Source organism: Bombella apis (assembly GCF_018221685.1).
Classification (GTDB): Bacteria; Pseudomonadota; Alphaproteobacteria; order Acetobacterales; family Acetobacteraceae; genus Bombella; species Bombella apis.
Map to the genome: position 1 here is coordinate 355986 of NZ_JAGJTM010000004.1, position 17177 is coordinate 373162.

At 61.0% G+C, this 17177-nt stretch carries 15 protein-coding genes; 4 read left to right on the forward strand and 11 right to left on the reverse strand.

Annotated elements, in window-relative coordinates; translation table 11 throughout:
- Positions 1 to 100: 100 nt before the first annotated feature.
- A complete protein-coding gene (locus J8Z04_RS04835; RefSeq protein ID WP_086431179.1) occupies positions 101 to 1366 on the reverse strand; it encodes an MFS transporter in 1266 nt (421 codons plus the stop codon).
- A 196-nt stretch (positions 1367 to 1562) separates the two neighbouring features.
- Between J8Z04_RS04835 and hemA the strand changes: the two genes are divergently transcribed.
- A complete protein-coding gene (hemA, locus tag J8Z04_RS04840; protein WP_043560936.1) occupies positions 1563 to 2771 on the forward strand; it encodes a 5-aminolevulinate synthase in 1209 nt (402 codons plus the stop codon).
- On the opposite strand, the gene J8Z04_RS09450 is transcribed toward hemA, so the two are convergent.
- The 3 genes from J8Z04_RS09450 to J8Z04_RS04855 form a co-directional block, all read right to left on the reverse strand.
- Positions 2768 to 4669, reverse strand: coding sequence for a ShlB/FhaC/HecB family hemolysin secretion/activation protein (locus J8Z04_RS09450; RefSeq protein ID WP_192847972.1), 1902 nt, complete (start codon positions 4667 to 4669; stop codon positions 2768 to 2770). The genes hemA and J8Z04_RS09450 overlap by 4 nt on opposite strands.
- Positions 4666 to 5373: a hypothetical protein gene (locus J8Z04_RS04850; protein ID WP_192847973.1), complete on the reverse strand. Its 708-nt coding sequence runs from the start codon at positions 5371 to 5373 to the stop codon at positions 4666 to 4668. The genes J8Z04_RS09450 and J8Z04_RS04850 overlap by 4 nt, the downstream gene beginning before the upstream one ends.
- A 150-nt stretch (positions 5374 to 5523) precedes the next feature.
- On the reverse strand, positions 5524 to 7215 hold the full coding sequence (locus J8Z04_RS04855; protein WP_192847974.1) for a Hint domain-containing protein: 1692 nt from the start codon (positions 7213 to 7215) through the stop codon (positions 5524 to 5526).
- A gap of 285 nt (positions 7216 to 7500) precedes the next feature.
- On the opposite strand from J8Z04_RS04855, the gene J8Z04_RS04860 reads away from it, so the two are divergent.
- The 3 genes from J8Z04_RS04860 to purF all read left to right on the forward strand — a co-directional run bounded on the left by J8Z04_RS04860 (position 7501) and on the right by purF (position 10014).
- Positions 7501 to 7824, forward strand: coding sequence for a hypothetical protein (locus tag J8Z04_RS04860; RefSeq protein ID WP_052349163.1), 324 nt, complete (start codon positions 7501 to 7503; stop codon positions 7822 to 7824).
- Between the two features lie 52 nt (positions 7825 to 7876).
- A complete protein-coding gene (locus J8Z04_RS04865) occupies positions 7877 to 8431 on the forward strand; it encodes a CvpA family protein (protein WP_081562928.1) in 555 nt (184 codons plus the stop codon).
- Positions 8432 to 8571: 140 nt separating this feature from the next.
- On the forward strand, positions 8572 to 10014 hold the full coding sequence (gene purF / locus J8Z04_RS04870; RefSeq protein WP_086431176.1) for an amidophosphoribosyltransferase: 1443 nt from the start codon (positions 8572 to 8574) through the stop codon (positions 10012 to 10014).
- Positions 10015 to 10093: 79 nt separating this feature from the next.
- Here purF and J8Z04_RS04875 read toward each other — a convergent pair whose 3' ends face one another.
- From J8Z04_RS04875 to J8Z04_RS04905, 7 genes are all read right to left on the reverse strand, one after another.
- On the reverse strand, positions 10094 to 11500 hold the full coding sequence (locus J8Z04_RS04875) for a class II fumarate hydratase (RefSeq protein WP_043560926.1): 1407 nt from the start codon (positions 11498 to 11500) through the stop codon (positions 10094 to 10096).
- 40 nt (positions 11501 to 11540) lie between these two features.
- Positions 11541 to 13208: an NAD-dependent malic enzyme gene (locus J8Z04_RS04880; protein ID WP_192847975.1), complete on the reverse strand. Its 1668-nt coding sequence runs from the start codon at positions 13206 to 13208 to the stop codon at positions 11541 to 11543.
- 79 nt (positions 13209 to 13287) lie between these two features.
- Positions 13288 to 13656, reverse strand: a complete 369-nt coding sequence (locus J8Z04_RS04885; protein ID WP_052349162.1) for a hypothetical protein — start codon at positions 13654 to 13656, stop codon at positions 13288 to 13290.
- Positions 13653 to 14114, reverse strand: coding sequence for a c-type cytochrome biogenesis protein CcmI (ccmI, locus tag J8Z04_RS04890; protein WP_086431174.1), 462 nt, complete (start codon positions 14112 to 14114; stop codon positions 13653 to 13655). Before ccmI ends, J8Z04_RS04885 begins: the two co-directional genes overlap by 4 nt.
- Before the next feature lie 3 nt (positions 14115 to 14117).
- Positions 14118 to 14570, reverse strand: a complete 453-nt coding sequence (locus J8Z04_RS04895) for a cytochrome c-type biogenesis protein (protein ID WP_192847976.1) — start codon at positions 14568 to 14570, stop codon at positions 14118 to 14120.
- Positions 14567 to 15169 (reverse strand): redoxin domain-containing protein, encoded by a 603-nt coding sequence (locus J8Z04_RS04900; RefSeq protein WP_192847977.1) that lies wholly within the window; start codon positions 15167 to 15169, stop codon positions 14567 to 14569. Before J8Z04_RS04900 ends, J8Z04_RS04895 begins: the two co-directional genes overlap by 4 nt.
- Positions 15160 to 17166, reverse strand: coding sequence for a heme lyase CcmF/NrfE family subunit (locus tag J8Z04_RS04905; protein WP_408860486.1), 2007 nt, complete (start codon positions 17164 to 17166; stop codon positions 15160 to 15162). Before J8Z04_RS04905 ends, J8Z04_RS04900 begins: the two co-directional genes overlap by 10 nt.
- Between the last annotated feature and the right edge of the window lie 11 nt (positions 17167 to 17177).

The following is a 17177-nucleotide window of genomic DNA, read 5'->3' on the forward strand; positions in this document are numbered from 1 at the left end:
GACATCTCCTGCTGGAAGGAACGGGGTGGGGCGCAGGCTCCACCCCGTTTTTTCATGCCCTTCTGCCAGGGAGAAAGGCCTTCAGGGAAGGCGGAACGGTTCAGAAATCCTGCACGTCTTTCGGGCGGAAGACTGTGATGCCGAGGCTGATGAAACTTCCCGAAAGAACGCAGAGGATGGCGGCAGCAGGCAACCCTCCTGCCAGCAGCGGAGCAAGGGAGGGGACCAGCCGCCCGGCCACACCCTGCCCCAGAGAGCCGACAGCATAGCTGGTGCCCATGCCTGCGCTGCGGCCTGCATCGGGGAAGCGCTGGGAGAGATAATGGGGCACCAGAGCATAGATACCGGAGGCCGCTGCCCCGATGAAGAAGGCGGAGGCCAGCAGGATGGCCCATGGTCCAGCTGTGAGGAAGGGGATGATCAGCAGCATGACAGCTCCGAGCGCCACCCGCATGACGAGCCCTTCCCCGAAGCGGGTTGCCAGTGCCCCGCAGAGGATCTTCCCGGCAAGCGAGCCGAGGCAGTAGAGGGCCACCGGCCAGAAGATGAGCTGGGGGCTGAGATGGTGGTTGTCCCGCAGGATGGCAGGATAGAATGTGTAGAGGGCGGCCTTCTGGAACTCCAGAAAACACATGAAGGCAATGGCCTGGAAGGCGGCGCCGTTCCAGAACTGCCGGGCAGTCTGCCAGAAAGAGGCGGCCGGTTCTGCCGGAGCCTGATCGTGCTGACGCTTTTTCTCTTCCTGCGCAGCGAGCCAGAGAGGGCTTTCCTTCACCCTGAAACGGATGAAGAAGATGAGCAGGGCAGGCAGTAGCCCGATGAAAAACATGACACGCCAGCCATGATGGGGCAGGATGAGGGCCTGTGCTCCGGCCGCTGCCATATAGCCGATTTCGTAACCGGCCATCATGGTGGCGGAGGCCAGAGGCCGCAGCGGGCCGGGAACACTTTCCATCAGCAGGGTGGCGGAGGCCGTCCATTCTCCACCAAAACCGATCCCGAACAGGAATTGTGTGATGACCAGCGTGGTGATGCTGTGGGTTGTCCCCGTGAGGGCGGCAAAGAGGGCGAAGAAGAGGATGCCGAGCGTGAAGGCAGGCTTGCGGCCGAAACGGTCGGAGAGCCAGCCCCAACCCGTGTTGCCTACGGCCCGTCCCAGAGCCTGTGCCAGAAAGACACTGCCAAGGGCGGCCAGCGTGCAGCCGAAATCCCGGGCAATGTCGGGCAGGGTGAACATCAGGGTTGTCTGGTCAAAGGCATCGAGAAACCAGCCGCTGAAAGCAGCAAGGGTGACCTGCCAGTAAGGCAGCAGGGCGCTGAATCCGGGCCGGCCACCCGGAGAGGAGGAAGAAGCGGAAACAGGCAAGACAGGCCTCCGGCAAACGATGTTCCCCGCCTGGGGAGATATGGAGCCACCAGCTATAGAGGAGTGGGTAAAAAAACTGTAGCCAGATAGTCCTGTTTAATGGGTCCTGTAACCATGTTTTCGTTTATAACAGTGTTTAAACCTTGCTTTCTGGGGGGCGGACCATAAATTGATGGCCGTGAGGAGAGCAATGTCTATGAATTATGATACCCTGTTCCAGAATGCGCTGGATGGCCTCCGGGCTGATGGCAGCTATCGTTATTTTGCGGAGCTGGAACGTCACGTCGGCAGGTTTCCCAAAGCCTTCCACCATGGCGTCGGGCGTGATGTAACGGTCTGGTGCTCCAACGACTATCTGGGTATGGGGCAGCACCCCGCAGTGCTGGAGGCCATCCATAAATCTCTGGATGAAAGTGGTGCAGGTGCAGGCGGGACACGGAACATCTCCGGCACCAACCATCATCATGTCCTGCTGGAAAAGGAGCTGGCCTCCCTGCATGGCAAGGAAAGTGCCCTGCTTTTCAATTCCGGTTATCTCTCCAACTGGGTGACGCTGGGCACGTTGGCCGCACGGCTGAAAGGCTGTGTCGTGCTGTCTGATGAACTCAATCATGCCTCCATGATTGAAGGCATCCGCCATTCCCGTGCGGAGAAACGCATCTTCAGGCACAATGATCTTGAAGACCTTGAGGCCAGGCTGAAAGAGCTGCCTCTGGATACGCCGAAGATCATCGCCTTTGAGTCCGTCTATTCCATGAATGGCGACATTGCTCCGATTGAAGAAATCTGCGATCTGGCCGACCGTTACAACGCCATGACCTATCTGGATGAGGTCCATGCCGTGGGCATGTATGGCCCGCAGGGTGGCGGCGTAGCGCAGGAGCGTGGTCTGGAACACCGGCTGACCGTCATCGAGGGGACGTTGGGCAAGGCCTATGGCGTGGTGGGGGGCTATATCGCAGCCTCTGCTGCCCTGTGTGATTTCGTGCGCTCTTTTGGCTCAGGCTTCATTTTCTCCACCTCCCTGCCGCCGATGATTGCGGCGGGTGTGCTGGCCAGTGTCCGGCATCTGCGCCACAGCGATGCCGAGCGCAAGGGGCAGCGGGAGGCCGTGGCCCTGCTGAGGAAGAAGCTGGACGAGGTGAAAATCCCCTACATGCCTGGTCAGTCGCACATCACGCCCGTCATGGTGGGAGATGCCACCCTCTGCCGTGAGCTGACGGACAGCCTGCTGAAGCGCTTCGGCCATTATCTCCAGCCTATCAACTATCCGACCGTCCCCCGAGGGACGGAGCGCCTGCGCCTGACCCCGGGGCCGCTCCATACGGAAGAGGAGCTGACCTCTCTGGTCAGTGCGCTGGACACGCTCTGGACAGAACTGAAACTGCCCCGTTCGGAGGCTTAAAAGCCTCCGACAATCTGAAAGTCGCAGAAGGTCCCACGACGGTTTGCCAGTTCCGTCGTGTGGATGCGGCGTAGGCGGATGCCAGCATCAAAAGTGACGTTGATGTGCTGGTTCAGGCTGCCGGTAAGGTCGGCGCCTACGCTGGCGAGGGTGGCCGCCCGGGCGCCCGTGCCCACATGGTGGACCTGCCGGTTGTCCGCCCAGTCCCAGAAGATGCCAAGCTTGTTGCTGTCCGGCTGTCCCGGCGTGGGCAGGTGAGCCAGCTGGAGCAGGGAGAGAGCGGGAGTGAAGACTTCCTCGCTGACGGCATTGCTGTTGCTGCCGAAGGATGTATTGGCAAAATAGCCACGGGCATTGCCCATGCCGCCGATCATGAGCTGTTCACTATAGAGCAGGTTCTTGCTGGCCCGCTGGAATGTTACCTTCGTTGTGGAAGAAAAGCCGTAGGGCAGGTTCTGTGTCCGGGTGAGCATCAGCCGGTCATAGACATAATTGGGGCTGGAGAGAGGGAAGATGCTCTCATAGGCTCGCCGCGTATCATTTTTCATCAGGCCGCCGGGACCGTAGAAAAACTGGTTGTTGATCTGCGTCTGCCCCCACGGGTCCTGTATGGACCCTGTATAGCCCACGACAAACTGGGCCGTGGCGGCTTTGGAGAGCGTGATGGTGTGGGCATGGTAGAACTGGTCGGAATGGGTGTTTTTCCAGTCAAAACCGAGCTGGATCATGCCGTCCAGCCCGGCATCCCGGCCAAGGGCAATATGGTCGAACATGTGCAGCCAGCGCAGTGAAATCTGCCCGCTGAGACCCCGGTTTATGAGGCCCGGCGTGTTGCTGGTCGGGTGGGAGAGGGCATAGTTCCCGAAAATCTGCAAGGCATTATGGCCGAGGAGCGGGATGGTCCAGCTGCCCGTGTGGTTGTCGAACCGGTTCATGAAGGTGCGGTTGAACTGGTAGGTCAGTATCTGCCCCAGCCCGAAAGCATTGCCCCATGAGGCCCCCGTGTACCAGTTGAGCCGGCCCAGTGAGCGGTCCGCCTGATTGTTCATGGCGGCATAGCCATAGACGGGAAAGCGGTCTGTCACGTTGATGTCCACATCCGTGCTGCCGGGGTGGCTGCCGGGGCGGTAGATGAGGTCCGCCGTGCGGAAGGGGTTGAGGTTCAGCCAGTCCAGGTCTGTCTGGAGGGCCGTCAGGGCCATGGTCTGGTTGGGAGTGAGGTTGCTGGCCTGCCGGACCTGCCAGGCAGGTGTCCAGCGGTTGCCATGCACGGTGATGCGGTCAAGCCGGTATTCCGAGACATCAATATGCAGCACGCCCCCGTGTACACGCTGGGGAGGCACGGTGATGCTGATGAAGGCCCGGTCATGCTGGCGGAAGAAGATGGCGATGGCTCCCGTCAGCTCATGCATTTTCTGGAATGTCAGAGGATGGCCGATATAGGGGAGGATTACCCGATAGAGACCGGGTGCGTGGCTCAGCTTCAGCCCTTCGGAAGAAATGGGCTGCTGGGCTGTTCTGTTGCCTGTATGGCCTGCCGGCTGCAGGATGACGGCCTGGAGGCGGGGCAGGGCGAGAGTGTCTTCCAGATGAGGGGTCGGGTTGGGGCCCGCAGTCCCCGGCTGGAGAGGGATGATGGGGTGGGATGGTGGTGTACGGCTGGTATCCGGTTCGGTCCCCCTGGTATCGGCAGAGGGCCTGCCGATCGTATGATGATTGAAAAACCCCAGGGGGGTGGGCAGGGCTGTAGCCGGAATCCCGGCGGGGGTGCTGGCCGGAGGAATGGTCTGGGCCATGGCTGTTCCCGGTAGAAACAGGGCCGCCAGAGCCATGGCGGACCCGCAGGACGGGAAAGAGAGGACGGGCAGGGCGAAAAGACGGAACGGGCTGACGGTCACGGGGCAGCAGCACCGGGGAGAGCACTGTTGCGCAGCTCCACATCTCCATCAGGCAGGGTTTCCGCCTTGTTGACGGGAATTTCGCTGGAGCGGTTTCCCGCAAGGGTAAAGGCATTCCCGTCGGCACTGGCCAGGCTGGCGGCGGCATCCAGCGTCAGGGCGCTGTCGCTGGAGCCGGTGCGGGCGCAGGGTTCCGGGAGAATGTAAAGCCCGGTCGGGCCGAAGGAGGCATTCAGGGTGGCACGGCGTGCCCTGGGCGCCTTGGGGTCTGTCGTGGTCAGGTCGGGTTGGGTGCTGACTCCGATGGTTACCGTCTCGAACCCTTTGCCGTGTCTCAGCGTGCCGAAGCGGTACGGCGTGTGTGGCACTGCAGTTTTCATGGAGGTTGGCAGATGGGCCGTGCCCGGTGTCTGGCACCCGCCGGGAGAGACAAGCAGCCCGTTGGGCGCTGTGACCGTGCCATCCGCTGCAATATGGTAAAGTTCCCCGGTGAGGCTGGTCTGGTTCTTTATGGGGGAATGGGTGTTGCCCACGACACTGTCGAGCATCGTGTTGGCGGTGGTTGCGCTCCGGGCGCCCGGGGAATAACCGGCCACCGGTGTGCTCTGGCCCAATGCTGACCGGGGAGCAGAGACATACAGTACACCGCCAGCCAGCAGGGCAGGCAGGATTCTGGTCAGAATGGCTGTGGTGCAGGCACCCATGACAGATGACCCCCCCCTTGGTGGACAGACAATGCAGCCGTTCACGGACAGGGGATGTATAAAGTATCTTTCATGAGTGGCAAAGTATTTCGGGGGAGTGGGAACAGTCCCGGCGGGTCCCGATATGGTCGGGACAGGCCGGGAGGGGCCTCATCTCTGTGCCACACTTTCAGGCAGGGCAATGGTTGGCTGGGTTATCCCGGCTTCATCAACATAGGGCCCTTCCGCCAGGAGCTGGATGCTCAGCATGTCCCGCTCATGAATGGCGGGAAACTCTTCCAGAGAGAGGAGGGCGTTACCGTTTGTCCAGCGGCAGGGGCTGTTCTCCACCACATCCCAGCCGGAAGCGTGGGGATCCAACATATGGGATGTCAGGCTGTGGGTCTGCTTTTCCTGGTACAGCTCCACGGCACCGACGAGGACACCGAGGAAACGGCGGTCATCCACATAGGGGCCGATGGTGTCGCAGGGGCGGCTTGTGCGGGAGCGAAGGTAAAGGGCTGTCACGCCTTCCGGCAGAAGGAAGATGGCCCGGTCCTGTATCCGGCGGACAGGATAGAGAACGTCCCCGGCATTGGTGACCAGATGGAAGTCTGAATCCTGCACCAGGGAGACAGGTGGTACCTGCCGGGCAAAACCGAGGGCACGCGCCCGCTCGTCCAGCGCCTCATGCAGTGGCCGGATGGAGGCGGTATCCACGGTCAGCGGAGCGCAGGCATCCTTTTCCCAGCTCTTGGAGGGCGGGAAGGCCACGACATTTCCTTCCTGGAGGAAAGTCATCTCATGGAAATTGCGGCGGCTGCTGCCGCTGAGATAACTTTCCGTCATCACGCTGTTGGCACGGACGATGCTGTGCTCTGCCGTCTCAAAGTGATAATAGTCGTAAGAGAGACGTTCACGGTCATAGTGGATGGACCGGTGATTGACGAGCATCCGCACCGGGACGAAATGGCCATCAAGATAGAGCGTGTGCTCTGATGTTACATACAGGTCGGCATCAGGGCAGCCATCTCCCAGTGCATTTTTTCTGATGCAGACGGCATAGCCTGCCCGGTCATCCGGCAGATGGGGCTGGACATCGATACGGCCCCGCCCTGCCCATGTTATCGGCTCCAGCTTCTGGTTGCCGTCAGGGCCGGTCAGGACGAGGTCACCGACAGCGAGAGTTTCGACAGCCCGAGGCCCAGCATCCGTCATGATCATGGACCCGGGGAGGAAGCAGGCAATGTCGATGTTGGTGACGCCGGTGTCAAAGGTCCAGTCGACATTGCTGAGTGTTACAGGCGATCCCGGTGTCGCTGGGCTGCCCTGATTCAGGGAATCAAAGCCCGTATTGGGGACAAGCTGTAGATAGAGATAATGCTTCCCGGTTTGGACGGCTGCTGCCAGATTGGACAGGCCAAGATACGTCTGTTGTTCGTCAGGAGGAAGAGGGGCATACTGTTGCCCGTCCCCGATCTGTTTTATGAATTGAACATTCTTTATCGCAAACTCTGCAACGACAGAAGGAGTTGGAGGAATGACATCCCTGTAGGTAAACGAACCTACATAAGACAGGTACGTTACAGCAAAAACATTTGTGTTGGGGATATGCATGAGGACAACAGCCTTGTCCCCCGACTGGCTTATGTTCACGCCCTGGACCATGGCCAGCTGATATATCGGCTGGGCAGAAGTGAGCTGGTTTGTTGCAGTGAGCCGGGTATTGAAAACGTTCCCGGTCGCTGGGTTCGGGAGGGTCTCCGGACCAAACCAGAAGCCGGGGAGACCAGCAGTATTGCCGCCCCCTGTATCAGGAGACAGGTTGGAGTACTTCTGTGGTTTTTCCCATGTGATTGACATGACTGTTCTCCAGTAGGGTGCAGACCGTCGATGATTCTGTACGAAATAGGGAGATGATGATGAGGCTCTGTGGTATTTTTGTGGTGTAATTTCAGCGATGGTATCTGAATTCCTTGAATGGTATTAGAAAAAGAAAAGATTTTCCTGTTAATGAATTGTATTATTTTTCACTAACATAGTATTAATCAATTTATTATTGAATTTTTATTAATTTCTGTTCCTCCCTTGAATGTGGGTAACAGACCTGTGTGCCCTCTCCTCTTTTGCAGGAGAGGCAGGGTGGATATGATGGGAGCCGAAATGACACAGTCTGCACGATATGGGCCAGCCATGGCTGGGGTCAGAAACAAGGATGGGCAGGAATGCAAGATGCTGGCCGAGCAGGCTACCGATTGTCTTCTGGACTATCTGTACGGGGAGCCGAAGGCCCTGGTCGAGGATAGTGCGGTGTTCCTGCTGGAGATACGGAAGATATGGCAGCAGCATGGTGTGGATGAAAGTGCCATCTGGCAGGAACTGAGTGAGCGGATTGACCTTTCATCCGATTTGCTGAAACGTGGCATCCGGGCCCGCAAGGGGGGCCGTTACCGCTCCACGAAACTGCCCTGACAGGCTGGTGGCAGGTAGCGGGATTGATGGTGGAAGAGCGACGGGAGCCGCAATGACAGGCCTGCACGGAACGTTTCTGGAGCATCTTGGCGCGATGGACTGGGCCATGCTGGTTCTTGTTGGCCTGTCGGCCCTCTGGGGGCTGGTGAGAGGGCTTTCGCACGAGAGCGGAGCCCTGCTGGTCTGGATAGGCAGTTTCTGGCTGGTAGGCCGCTGGGGGGGCGTGGCCTTGTCCCATCTGGCTCCGCTTGTTTCTCCTACCTTTCAGGGGACGGCTGTTTTCACCTGGGGCGGGCGGCTGGGGCTGTTCGTTCTGGTCATGATTGTTCTGAATCTGGTGACCAGCCAGCTGGCCCGTGGCATGAGAGGGCTGCTCTCCGGCCCCTTGGACGCGCTGCTTGGGGCTGGTTTCGGGCTGGTGCGGGGTTATGTCGTGCTGGTGCTGCTCTTCTGTGCGGGCAGCTATCTGGCGCAGGACTGGCTGGAAGCCGCCATGCAGGGGAGCGTCCTTGCACCCTTCGTGGTGCGTGGCGTGGCTTTTTTGCAGGGATATATACCGCTTTCATGGTCGGAACATCTTGCCTTTCTGCCATCGAATAGCCATTGAAGGGGGGTCGCAGGCATCACCCTGACGGACAGGCTGCCCTGAAGAAGGGCAATGGCCGGTTTTTTCAAGGGGTTGGCTGCCTGTGCCGCTGTGCCACTTAGATATGAGCGGGATTCGCCCGTCAGGTTTGCTCCATCGATATGTCTTTTCCTGAATCGTCCAGTCGTCCCTATGAGGAATGTGGTGTTTTTGGTGTCTGGGGTGTGCCGAATGCGGCAGCGCTGACAGCTCTCGGCCTGCATGCCCTCCAGCATCGTGGTCAGGAGGCGGCCGGTATCGTCAGTTTTGATGGCGATACGTTCCACCAGCACAAGGCGCTGGGCCTTGTCGGGGATGTGTTTGGCAATCAGGACGTGATAGCAGGCCTGCCGGGGGAGGCGGCCATAGGGCACAACCGTTATGGCACAACGGGTGGCAGCCATGTGCGCAATGTCCAGCCCATCTATGCCGATTACGCCTTTGGTGGTCTGGCCGTGGCCCATAATGGCAATCTGACCAATGCCGCCACCCTGCGCAAGGCGCTGGTAAAGCGTGGCTGTATTTTCCATTCCACGATGGATACGGAGGTCATCGTCCATCTTGTCGCCATTTCGCTCTATGACACGGTGATCGAGCGGTTGATGGATGCGGCAAAGAAGATCAAGGGGGCTTATTCCCTCATTACCCTGACACCGGATGACGGGATGCTGGGGATGAGGGACCCGCTGGGCGTGCGACCGCTGGTTCTGGGCCGCATGCCCGGGCATGAGGACAAACAGGGCGGCTGGGTGCTGGCCAGTGAGACCTGTGCGCTGGACATCATCGGTGCTGACTATGTGCGTGACATCGAGCCGGGTGAAATTGTCGTCATCAATGCGGATGGGGTGAAATCTCTCTGGCCGTTTGGGGATGTTGGCCGCCGGTTCTGCATTTTTGAATACATCTATTTTGCCCGGCCGGATTCCGTGCTGGAGGGACAGTCAGTCTATGAAGTGCGGACCCGCATCGGTGGCGAATTGGCCCGGGAGAGTGGGGTCGACGCTGATGTGGTCGTGCCTGTGCCGGATTCTGGCGTGCCTTCTGCCATCGGGTATGCTCATGAGAGTGGCCTGCCCTATGAGATGGGCATCGTGCGCAACCATTATGTAGGCCGGACGTTCATCCAGCCGACCGATCAGGTCCGTAATCTTGGCGTGAAGATGAAACACTCGGCCAATAAGGCCGTGCTGGAAGGACGCCGGGTCATTCTGGTGGACGATTCCATCGTGCGCGGCACGACATCCCGCAAGATTGTGGACATGGTCCGGGCAGCGGGAGCGAAGGAGGTGCACATGCGCATCACTTCTCCACCGACCAAACATCCCTGCTTCTACGGGATTGATACGCCCTCCGAGAAGCATCTTCTGGCCGCCCGTCATTCGCTGGAAGAGATGTGCAAGGCCATCAATGCGGACAGTCTGGCGTTCATCAGTTTCGATGGCCTCTACCGTGCCCTTGGTCATCAGGGGCGCCCGGTGGAGAACCATACAAACTGCGATGCCTGCTTCTCCGGGGATTACCCTATCACACTGGTGGACAAGGATGGCAATCTGATCCAGCAGTAAGTGGGTCAAGCCCACGCTGCATAAAAAAGGGCCTAGCGGCTGGTTCTGCCAGGCCTTTTTTGTGTGTGGATGCTGCCTCTCAGTTTTTGGGTGGTTTGATGTTCGGCTGGAGCATCAGTTTCGGGTCGGCCACACGGTCATACTCCTCACCTGTCATGAAGCCGAGAGCCAGCGCACTCTGGCGGGGGCTGAGACCGTTCTCCACGGCATGGTGAGCGACCTGCGAGGCTCTGTCATACCCAATGCTGGGGGACAGGGCCGTGACCAGCACAAGGGAATGGTCCAGCTGCTGGCGGATATGGTCCTCATTGGCGGTCGTGCCCTCGATGAGGAAGCGGCGGAAATTTTCCATGCCGTCATGCAGCAGGGTCAGGCTCTGCATGATGTTCTGGATCATCACGGGCTTGTAGGCGTTCATGTCTAGCATTCCGCCAGCGCCTGCCATGCCTACGACCACGTCATTGCCCATGACCTGAAGGCACAGCATCGTCAGGGCTTCGGCCTGTGTGGGGTTGATCTTGCCGGGCATGATGGAAGAGCCGGGTTCATTCACCGGCAGGTTCAGCTCACCCAGCCCCGCCCGGGGTCCGCAGGCCAGCAGGCGGATGTCGTTGGCGATCTTGAAGAGGCTGCCCGCCAGCGTCCGCAGGGTAGAGGAGAGATGCACCAGAGCATCATGCGCTCCCTGCAGGGCAAATTTGTTGGCCCCGCTGGTGAAGTCCAGCTGGGTGAGGCGGGCAATCTCCTTGCAGGCCCGGGCAGCGAACTGCGGGTCGGTGTTCACGCCCGTACCAAGGGCCGTCCCCCCCAGAGCCAGCGGCAGCAGTCCGTCACGGGCCTGCTCCAGCCGCTGGAGGTTGTCTTCCAGCATCCCGGCATAGCCTTCCCATTCCTGTCCCAGCGTGATGGGCACGGCATCCTGAAGATGTGTCCGTCCTACCTTGACGATATGCTTCCACTGTGCGGCTTTGTGGGCAATGGCCCCGTGCAGACGTTCCAGCGCCGGGATCAGGCGGCGATGGGCCGTCAGGGCGCTGGCGATGTACATGGCACTGGGGAAGGTGTCGTTGGTGGATTGTGCCATGTTTACATGGTCATTCGGGTGCAGCGGCTTCTTGCTGCCCAGTTTCTGCCCGGTCATCTGGCTGGCCCGGTTGGCGATGACCTCATTGACATTCATGTTGAACTGCGTGCCGGAGCCAGTCATCCAGACATGGAGAGGGAAGTGCCGGTCATGCATTCCGCTCATGATCTCGTCACAGATGCGGACGATGAGCTCTGCCTTGTCCTTTTCCAGCCGTCCGCTGGCCGCATTGGCTACGGCGCAGGCCCGCTTGAGAATGGCATAGGCCTCGATCATCTCACGGGGGATGAGTTCCTGCCCGATGCTGAAATAGCGGAGTGACCGCTGGGTCTGGGCCCCCCAGAGGGCTGTCTGGGGAACGTCGATCGGGCCGAGGCCATCAGTTTCTGTACGGTTTGCCATGATGAAGAGGTCCTGCCGGAAGTAGGGTGAAAAGGGAGGGTCAGGCCGCCTGATAAGGCTGGTAGCGGGGCCGCCAGCTCAGGGTGGAGAGGGCTTCCTGCAAGGCTTCATCATCAAGGGCAGGGCAGAGCTGTTCTTCCTGGGCCTGCCGGGCTACGGCGTGGGCAACCTTCAGGGCGACATCATGAATGGTCTCAATGGGGGGAAGCAGGTTGCTGCCCCCGGTCTGCATCGGGGAGAGGGCTGCAACAGCCTGTGCTGCGGCCATGATCATCCCCTCGCTGATGTTTTCTGCCTTGCAGGCCAGCGCCCCCAGCCCAAGACCGGGGAAGATGTAGGAATTGTTGGTCTGGTCAATGATGATGCTGCGGTCATCAAGTTCAACCGGGGAGAACGGGCTGCCCGTGCTGACGATGGCCCGTCCGCCTGTCCATGTCAGAATGTCCATCGGAGTGGCCTCGACATGGCTTGTCGGGTTGGAGAGAGGGAAGATGAGGGGATGGGAGCAGTATGACGCCATCTCCCGGATCATGGCTTCCTTGAAGAGGCCCGCCTGACCGGAAACACCAATGAGGATGGTCGGGTGATTCTTGCTGATGACCTCCGCCAGAGTCCGGCCCTGTCCATTCTGGGCTGTTTCATCCTGCCGGGCAAAGAGGGCCTGCCCTTCGCTCAGCCCGTCCATGTCATGGGTCAGCAGGCCTTGGCGGTCCACGATATAGAAACGCTTCAGGGCCTCTTCCTGCGACAGCCCTTCGGCCTTCATGGCGGCAAGGAGAAGCCCGGCAATGCCAATACCCGCCGCACCGCCGCCTGCAAAGGCAATGCACTGCTGCTCCAGTGTTTCGCCTTTGGCCTTCAGGCCGCTGAGGATGGCAGCCGTGGCAATGCCTGCCGTGCCCTGAATGTCATCATTGAAGCTGGGTATACGGTTCCGATAACGCTGGAGAAGTGGTGCGGCATTGCGTCCGGCAAAATCCTCCCAGTGCAGCAGGCAGCCCGGCCAGCGCGTCTGAAGGGCCGTTACGAATTCCTCGATGAAGTCTTCATAGTCCTGCCCTCTCAGGCGGGGGGTGCGGCTGCCGATATAGGTAGGGTCATTGCGGAGGGCGACGTTGTCCGTCCCGACATCCAGCATGATGGGCATCATCAGGGCTGGATTGATCCCGGCGCAGGCCGTGTAGAGGGAAATCTTGCCAATGGGGATGCCCATGCCATTGGCTCCCAGATCGCCCAGCCCGAGGATGCGCTCACCATCCGTGACGATGACAAGGCGGATGTCGTCATTGGGGATGGCAGCCAGCCGACCTGCCATGTGCCCACGGTCCGACCCGGAGAGAAAGAGCCCCCGTGGTTTCTGCCAGATTCTGGAGAACTCCTGACAGGCCTGCCCTACACCCGGTGTGTACACGACAGGCATGAGCTCCGTGAGATACTTCTGCAACAGGGCATAGAAGAGGGTCTCGTTCGTGTCCTGTATGGCACGGAGGCGAACATGCCGGTCCAGCATGTCCGTTTCACTCATGATGTTTTCATAGGCCTGTGCGACCTGCTCTTCCAGCGTGTGGATGCCGGGTGGAAGGAAACCATGCAGCCCCAGGGCCGTGCGTTCTTCCCAGGGGAAGGCGGTGCCCTTGTTCAGGAGGGGATCATTCAGCACTGCCATGCCACGCTGGGTGACGGGATGGGAAGATGGCGTAGCGGACATGGGTATGATCCTCCGGAATCATGCAGGCTGGAAAACGGGGCAGATGATAGGCTCATGAAGGGTGAAAAGGAACCCGCCTTCAGTCTTTGTGGAGGTGCAGCCACCGGTCTCCGGCAAAGCGGAACTGGGCAAAGATGAACCCTACGGCCAGTCCTGCCAGCATGAGCAGAATCAACCATGGGGAGAAGGGGGCGAAGAGCTGGGGAAAAAGCAGCCGGGTGAGGCCAAGGACCAGCGCCAGACCGCAGAGAGAGGAGAGCAGGACCTCCCGTTTCACAGGGCCATAATGTTTTTCGGCCCGGCAGTGCGGGCAGACACTGGCCGTGTTCTGTAGCGGCTGATGGCAGCAGGGGCAGGCACTCATGCTGCGTGGGGGCAGGCTTTGCGGGGTGCTGTCCAGACGGGTGGCCGCACTGCGTGTCAGGCGGGGGAGTGGACCGGGTTTCATGGCTGTTGGCCACTCTGGGGAGTGGATGATGGTGTCATGGTGCTGGCCGGTGGGCTGATGGGCGAGGTCCTGAAGGCGGATGCTGGAATCTGGCTGGCAGGCTGCGGTCCGAAGAAGGGCTGGCCATTGATGGCATAGAGCAGTAGGGCCAGCAGGGGGATGAGCAGCAGGGTGGCAAGGCCGATGATCTTGTGGGCATTGCCTGCACCGGAGAGGCTCCGGGGCGGGGTGGAGACATGGTTGACGATCTCCCGCTCCGTCTCGATGCGGGCTGCATCATAGGGCTGTTTTTCCAGCAGGCCGGCCTTCCGGTCCCGTTCCAGCGAATCAAGCCGACGTCTGTAGAGGGACAGGGTGGGGTCGTCCGTCTGGCTGGAGACCTTCATCCGCAGGATGAGGCTGAGGCCGATGGGCAGCCCGATGAACAGGCAGATGAGGGCAACGATCAGCAGTGACATGGGTCAGTCCTTTTTCAGCAGGCTGTCCAGAGTGCGGCGTTCTTCCGGTGTGAGGGGTGCCGGTGGCGGAGCGGGACGGTACCAGAAACGGCAGGCCAGAAGCAGGGCCACCATGAGGCTAAGCAGGGGCATGAGCCAGAGCAGCGCCGTGGCTGGCGAGAAGGCGGGGCGAAGCCGGATGAATTCTCCGTATCGCTGGACCATCCAGGCCCTGATCTCTTTTGCCGTATGTCCCTGCTGGAGCTGCTGGCGGACAGCATGGCGCAGGTCCCTGGCCAGAGGGGCAGAACTTTCCTCGATGCTTTCATTCTGGCAGACGAGGCAGCGGAGCTGCTGGCCGATCTGCTGGGCCTTCCGCTCAAGAGCCGGGTCAGACAGCATCTCATCCGGCGTGTCCACGGCCAGACAGGTCGGGCTGACGAGAAGCAGCAGGAGCAGGGTGACGGCCAGCCTCATGGTGCTGCCTCCAGATGCGGAACGACACGGGTCTGGTAGACCGCCTCCGTCAGGCCACCCGTTCCATGCCAGACAATCCGTCCGCCCACCTGCGGGTCAGGCATGATGAGAAAGGCTTCCGGCACGCCGGTCACGCCCCATTCAATAGCGGCCTGTCCATCCTGATCCAGACCAAGCCGGGTGAAAGGCTGGCCTGCCCGTTCCAGCCAGCGGGAGGCACTGGCGGGCTGGTCTTTGTAGCAGAGGCCCCAGAGGGCCAGCGGTGCATCACGCTTCTTCCGGGGAGCGGCGAGGGAGGCGGCAAGCTGGCTGATGAACGGGATTTCTTCCACGCAGGGCAGGCACCATGAGGCCCAGACGGACAGCAGGACCGGCTGCGTCATGGTCCTGAAATCTTCCCGGGTCAGCCCGGCCTGTCCGGGCAGGGAGGAGAGGGCGGGGAACTCCGGCACGGGCTGGCCCGTCAGCGGGGTGTTGATGGCTCTGGGATCAAACTGCCCCCGATCCAGTCCATGAAGCATCCTGATGAATCCAAGTCCCAGCCCCGCAGCCCCCAGGGAGGGCAGGGCGGCCAGAAGATGGCGGCGTGTCAGCGGCATGATCTGAGCTCCCCTTCCACCGGTTTCGGACGCCGCCGTGAGGGGAGCAGATGCAGCCCCCCGCCAAGGGCCATGACGATGCCGCCCAGCCATATCCATGAGGCCAGAGGATTTTCATGCAGGCGCAGGATGGCACTGTAATGGCTCTGCCCCTGTGGGTCACGCTCTTCCTTCACGCTGCCAAGGGCAGCATAGAGGTCTTCCAGCGGGCGGTGGAGGATGGCGACATGCAGTGTACGCTGCCCCTGCCGGGGGAAGAGGCGGATCTCTGGCGTCAGTTCGGTGAGAACCGGCCCGTGGGCATCGTGATGGCGGATGGTCAGGTGGGCTTCCACGACCTCATAATTGGGGCCGTGATGGGCGGTCAGGGCGGTCAGTTCCCAGTCCCGCCCGGTCAGCGTGGCATGGGTGCCGGGTCTGGCCTCTATGAGGCGTTCCTGGCTGCCCGCCATGCCGCAGAGACCGAGGATGGTCACCCCCACGCCGACATGGGCCAGGCTGGCGGCCCAGAGACTGCGGGGCAGGCGGTGCAATTGGCGGCTGCCTTCAGGCAGGCCACGCAGACGGAGGATCAGGTCACAGAGGGCGGCGCTGATGACCCACAGGGCCAGCAGGGCCGACAGGGCCGCCAGTGGTGTGGGGAACAGCCAGAAGGCGGGCAGGATGTTTCCGGCCGTGATGAGCAGGGCCGGGGCCAGACGGGGCAGGAGCCTGTCCGCTCTGGTCTGTCGCCATGGCAGGGCCATGCTCACCCCCATGACGGCCAGAAGTGGCAGGGTGAGCGGAATGGTCGTGGCGTCAAAGAAGGGTTTGCCAACGGAGAGGGTGCGGCCAAAGAGCAGCTGCATGAAGGGGGGGTAGAGCGTCCCCGTCAGCACGACGGCGCAGAGCGTGCAGAGCAGGATGTTGTTGAGCAGCAGCGCACTCTCACGGGAGAGGGGCGAGAAACCTGCCTGCGGGGTGGGCAGGGCAGGAGCACGGATGGCGAAGAGCAGCAGGCTGCCGCCGCCATACAGGCCCAGAAGCCCCAGAATGAACAGCCCCCGGGCCGGGTCGTTGGCGAAGGCATGGACGGAATTGAGAATGCCCGACCGGACGAGGAACGTCCCGGAGAGGGAAAAGGCAAAGGTGGCAATTGCCAGCAGCAGGCACCAGACGTGCAGCAGATTGCGTTTCTCCACGACCAGAACGCTGTGCAGCAGGGCCGTGCCCGTCAGCCATGGGATGAGGGCGGCATTTTCCACCGGGTCCCAGAACCAGTATCCCCCCCATCCCAGCACGGAATAGGACCACCATGACCCGAGCGTGATTCCCAGCGTCAGCAGGGCCCAGGCACTGATGACCCACGGGCGCATGTGGCGGGCCCAGAGCGCATTAGCCCTGCCGTCCAGCAGTGCACTGATGGCAAAGGCGAAGGGCACGGCAAAGCCGACATAACCGCTATAGAGCAGCGGGGGATGCACGGCTAGGCCGGGGTCCTGAAGGAGCGGATTCATGCCCATCCCGTCGGCCGGAACGGGCCAGAGCCGCAGGAAGGGGTTGGAGGTCGTCAGGCAGAAGAGCTGGAAGCCAGCTCCCACCAGTCCCAGCAGGGCCAGAAGCCGTGCCCGCAGGCGGAGGGGCAGCCCTTCCGGCCGGGCGGCACTCTGGCCGGGGAGAAGGGCCAGCCCTGCACACCAGAGGCTCAGCAGCGTGACCCAGAGCAGGAGGGAACCCTCATGATTGCCCCAGAGACCGGCGATCTTGTAGGCCCACGGCTTGTTGATGGCCGAGGTTTCGGCAATGAGTTTCAGGGAGAAATCATTGCCCAGAGAGGCGGTGACGAGGCAGGTCCATGCAAAAAGCAGGGCAAGGCACTGGCTGAGGGCCAGAGGGCGGGCCAGGGCCGTCAGGGGGCTGTCCGTCCGGCGGAGACCGGCCAGCGGCAGGACACCCTGCATGAGGGCCAGGGCACAGGCCAGAGCCAGCGCAAAATGCCCGCCCTCGGGGCAGAAGATGGTGGCCAGCA

Coding starts and splice junctions, on each gene's coding strand:
- hemA (WP_043560936.1), top strand. CDS start 1,563: ATGAATTATGATACCCTGTTCCAGAATGCGCTGGATGGCCTCCGGGCT.
- J8Z04_RS04850 (WP_192847973.1), bottom strand. CDS start 5,373: ATGGGTGCCTGCACCACAGCCATTCTGACCAGAATCCTGCCTGCCCTG.
- J8Z04_RS04855 (WP_192847974.1), bottom strand. CDS start 7,215: ATGTCAATCACATGGGAAAAACCACAGAAGTACTCCAACCTGTCTCCT.
- J8Z04_RS04860 (WP_052349163.1), top strand. CDS start 7,501: ATGATGGGAGCCGAAATGACACAGTCTGCACGATATGGGCCAGCCATG.
- J8Z04_RS04865 (WP_081562928.1), top strand. CDS start 7,877: ATGACAGGCCTGCACGGAACGTTTCTGGAGCATCTTGGCGCGATGGAC.
- purF (WP_086431176.1), top strand. CDS start 8,572: ATGTCTTTTCCTGAATCGTCCAGTCGTCCCTATGAGGAATGTGGTGTT.
- J8Z04_RS04875 (WP_043560926.1), bottom strand. CDS start 11,500: ATGGCAAACCGTACAGAAACTGATGGCCTCGGCCCGATCGACGTTCCC.
- J8Z04_RS04880 (WP_192847975.1), bottom strand. CDS start 13,208: ATGTCCGCTACGCCATCTTCCCATCCCGTCACCCAGCGTGGCATGGCA.
- J8Z04_RS04885 (WP_052349162.1), bottom strand. CDS start 13,656: ATGAAACCCGGTCCACTCCCCCGCCTGACACGCAGTGCGGCCACCCGT.
- ccmI (WP_086431174.1), bottom strand. CDS start 14,114: ATGTCACTGCTGATCGTTGCCCTCATCTGCCTGTTCATCGGGCTGCCC.
- J8Z04_RS04895 (WP_192847976.1), bottom strand. CDS start 14,570: ATGAGGCTGGCCGTCACCCTGCTCCTGCTGCTTCTCGTCAGCCCGACC.
- J8Z04_RS04900 (WP_192847977.1), bottom strand. CDS start 15,169: ATGCCGCTGACACGCCGCCATCTTCTGGCCGCCCTGCCCTCCCTGGGG.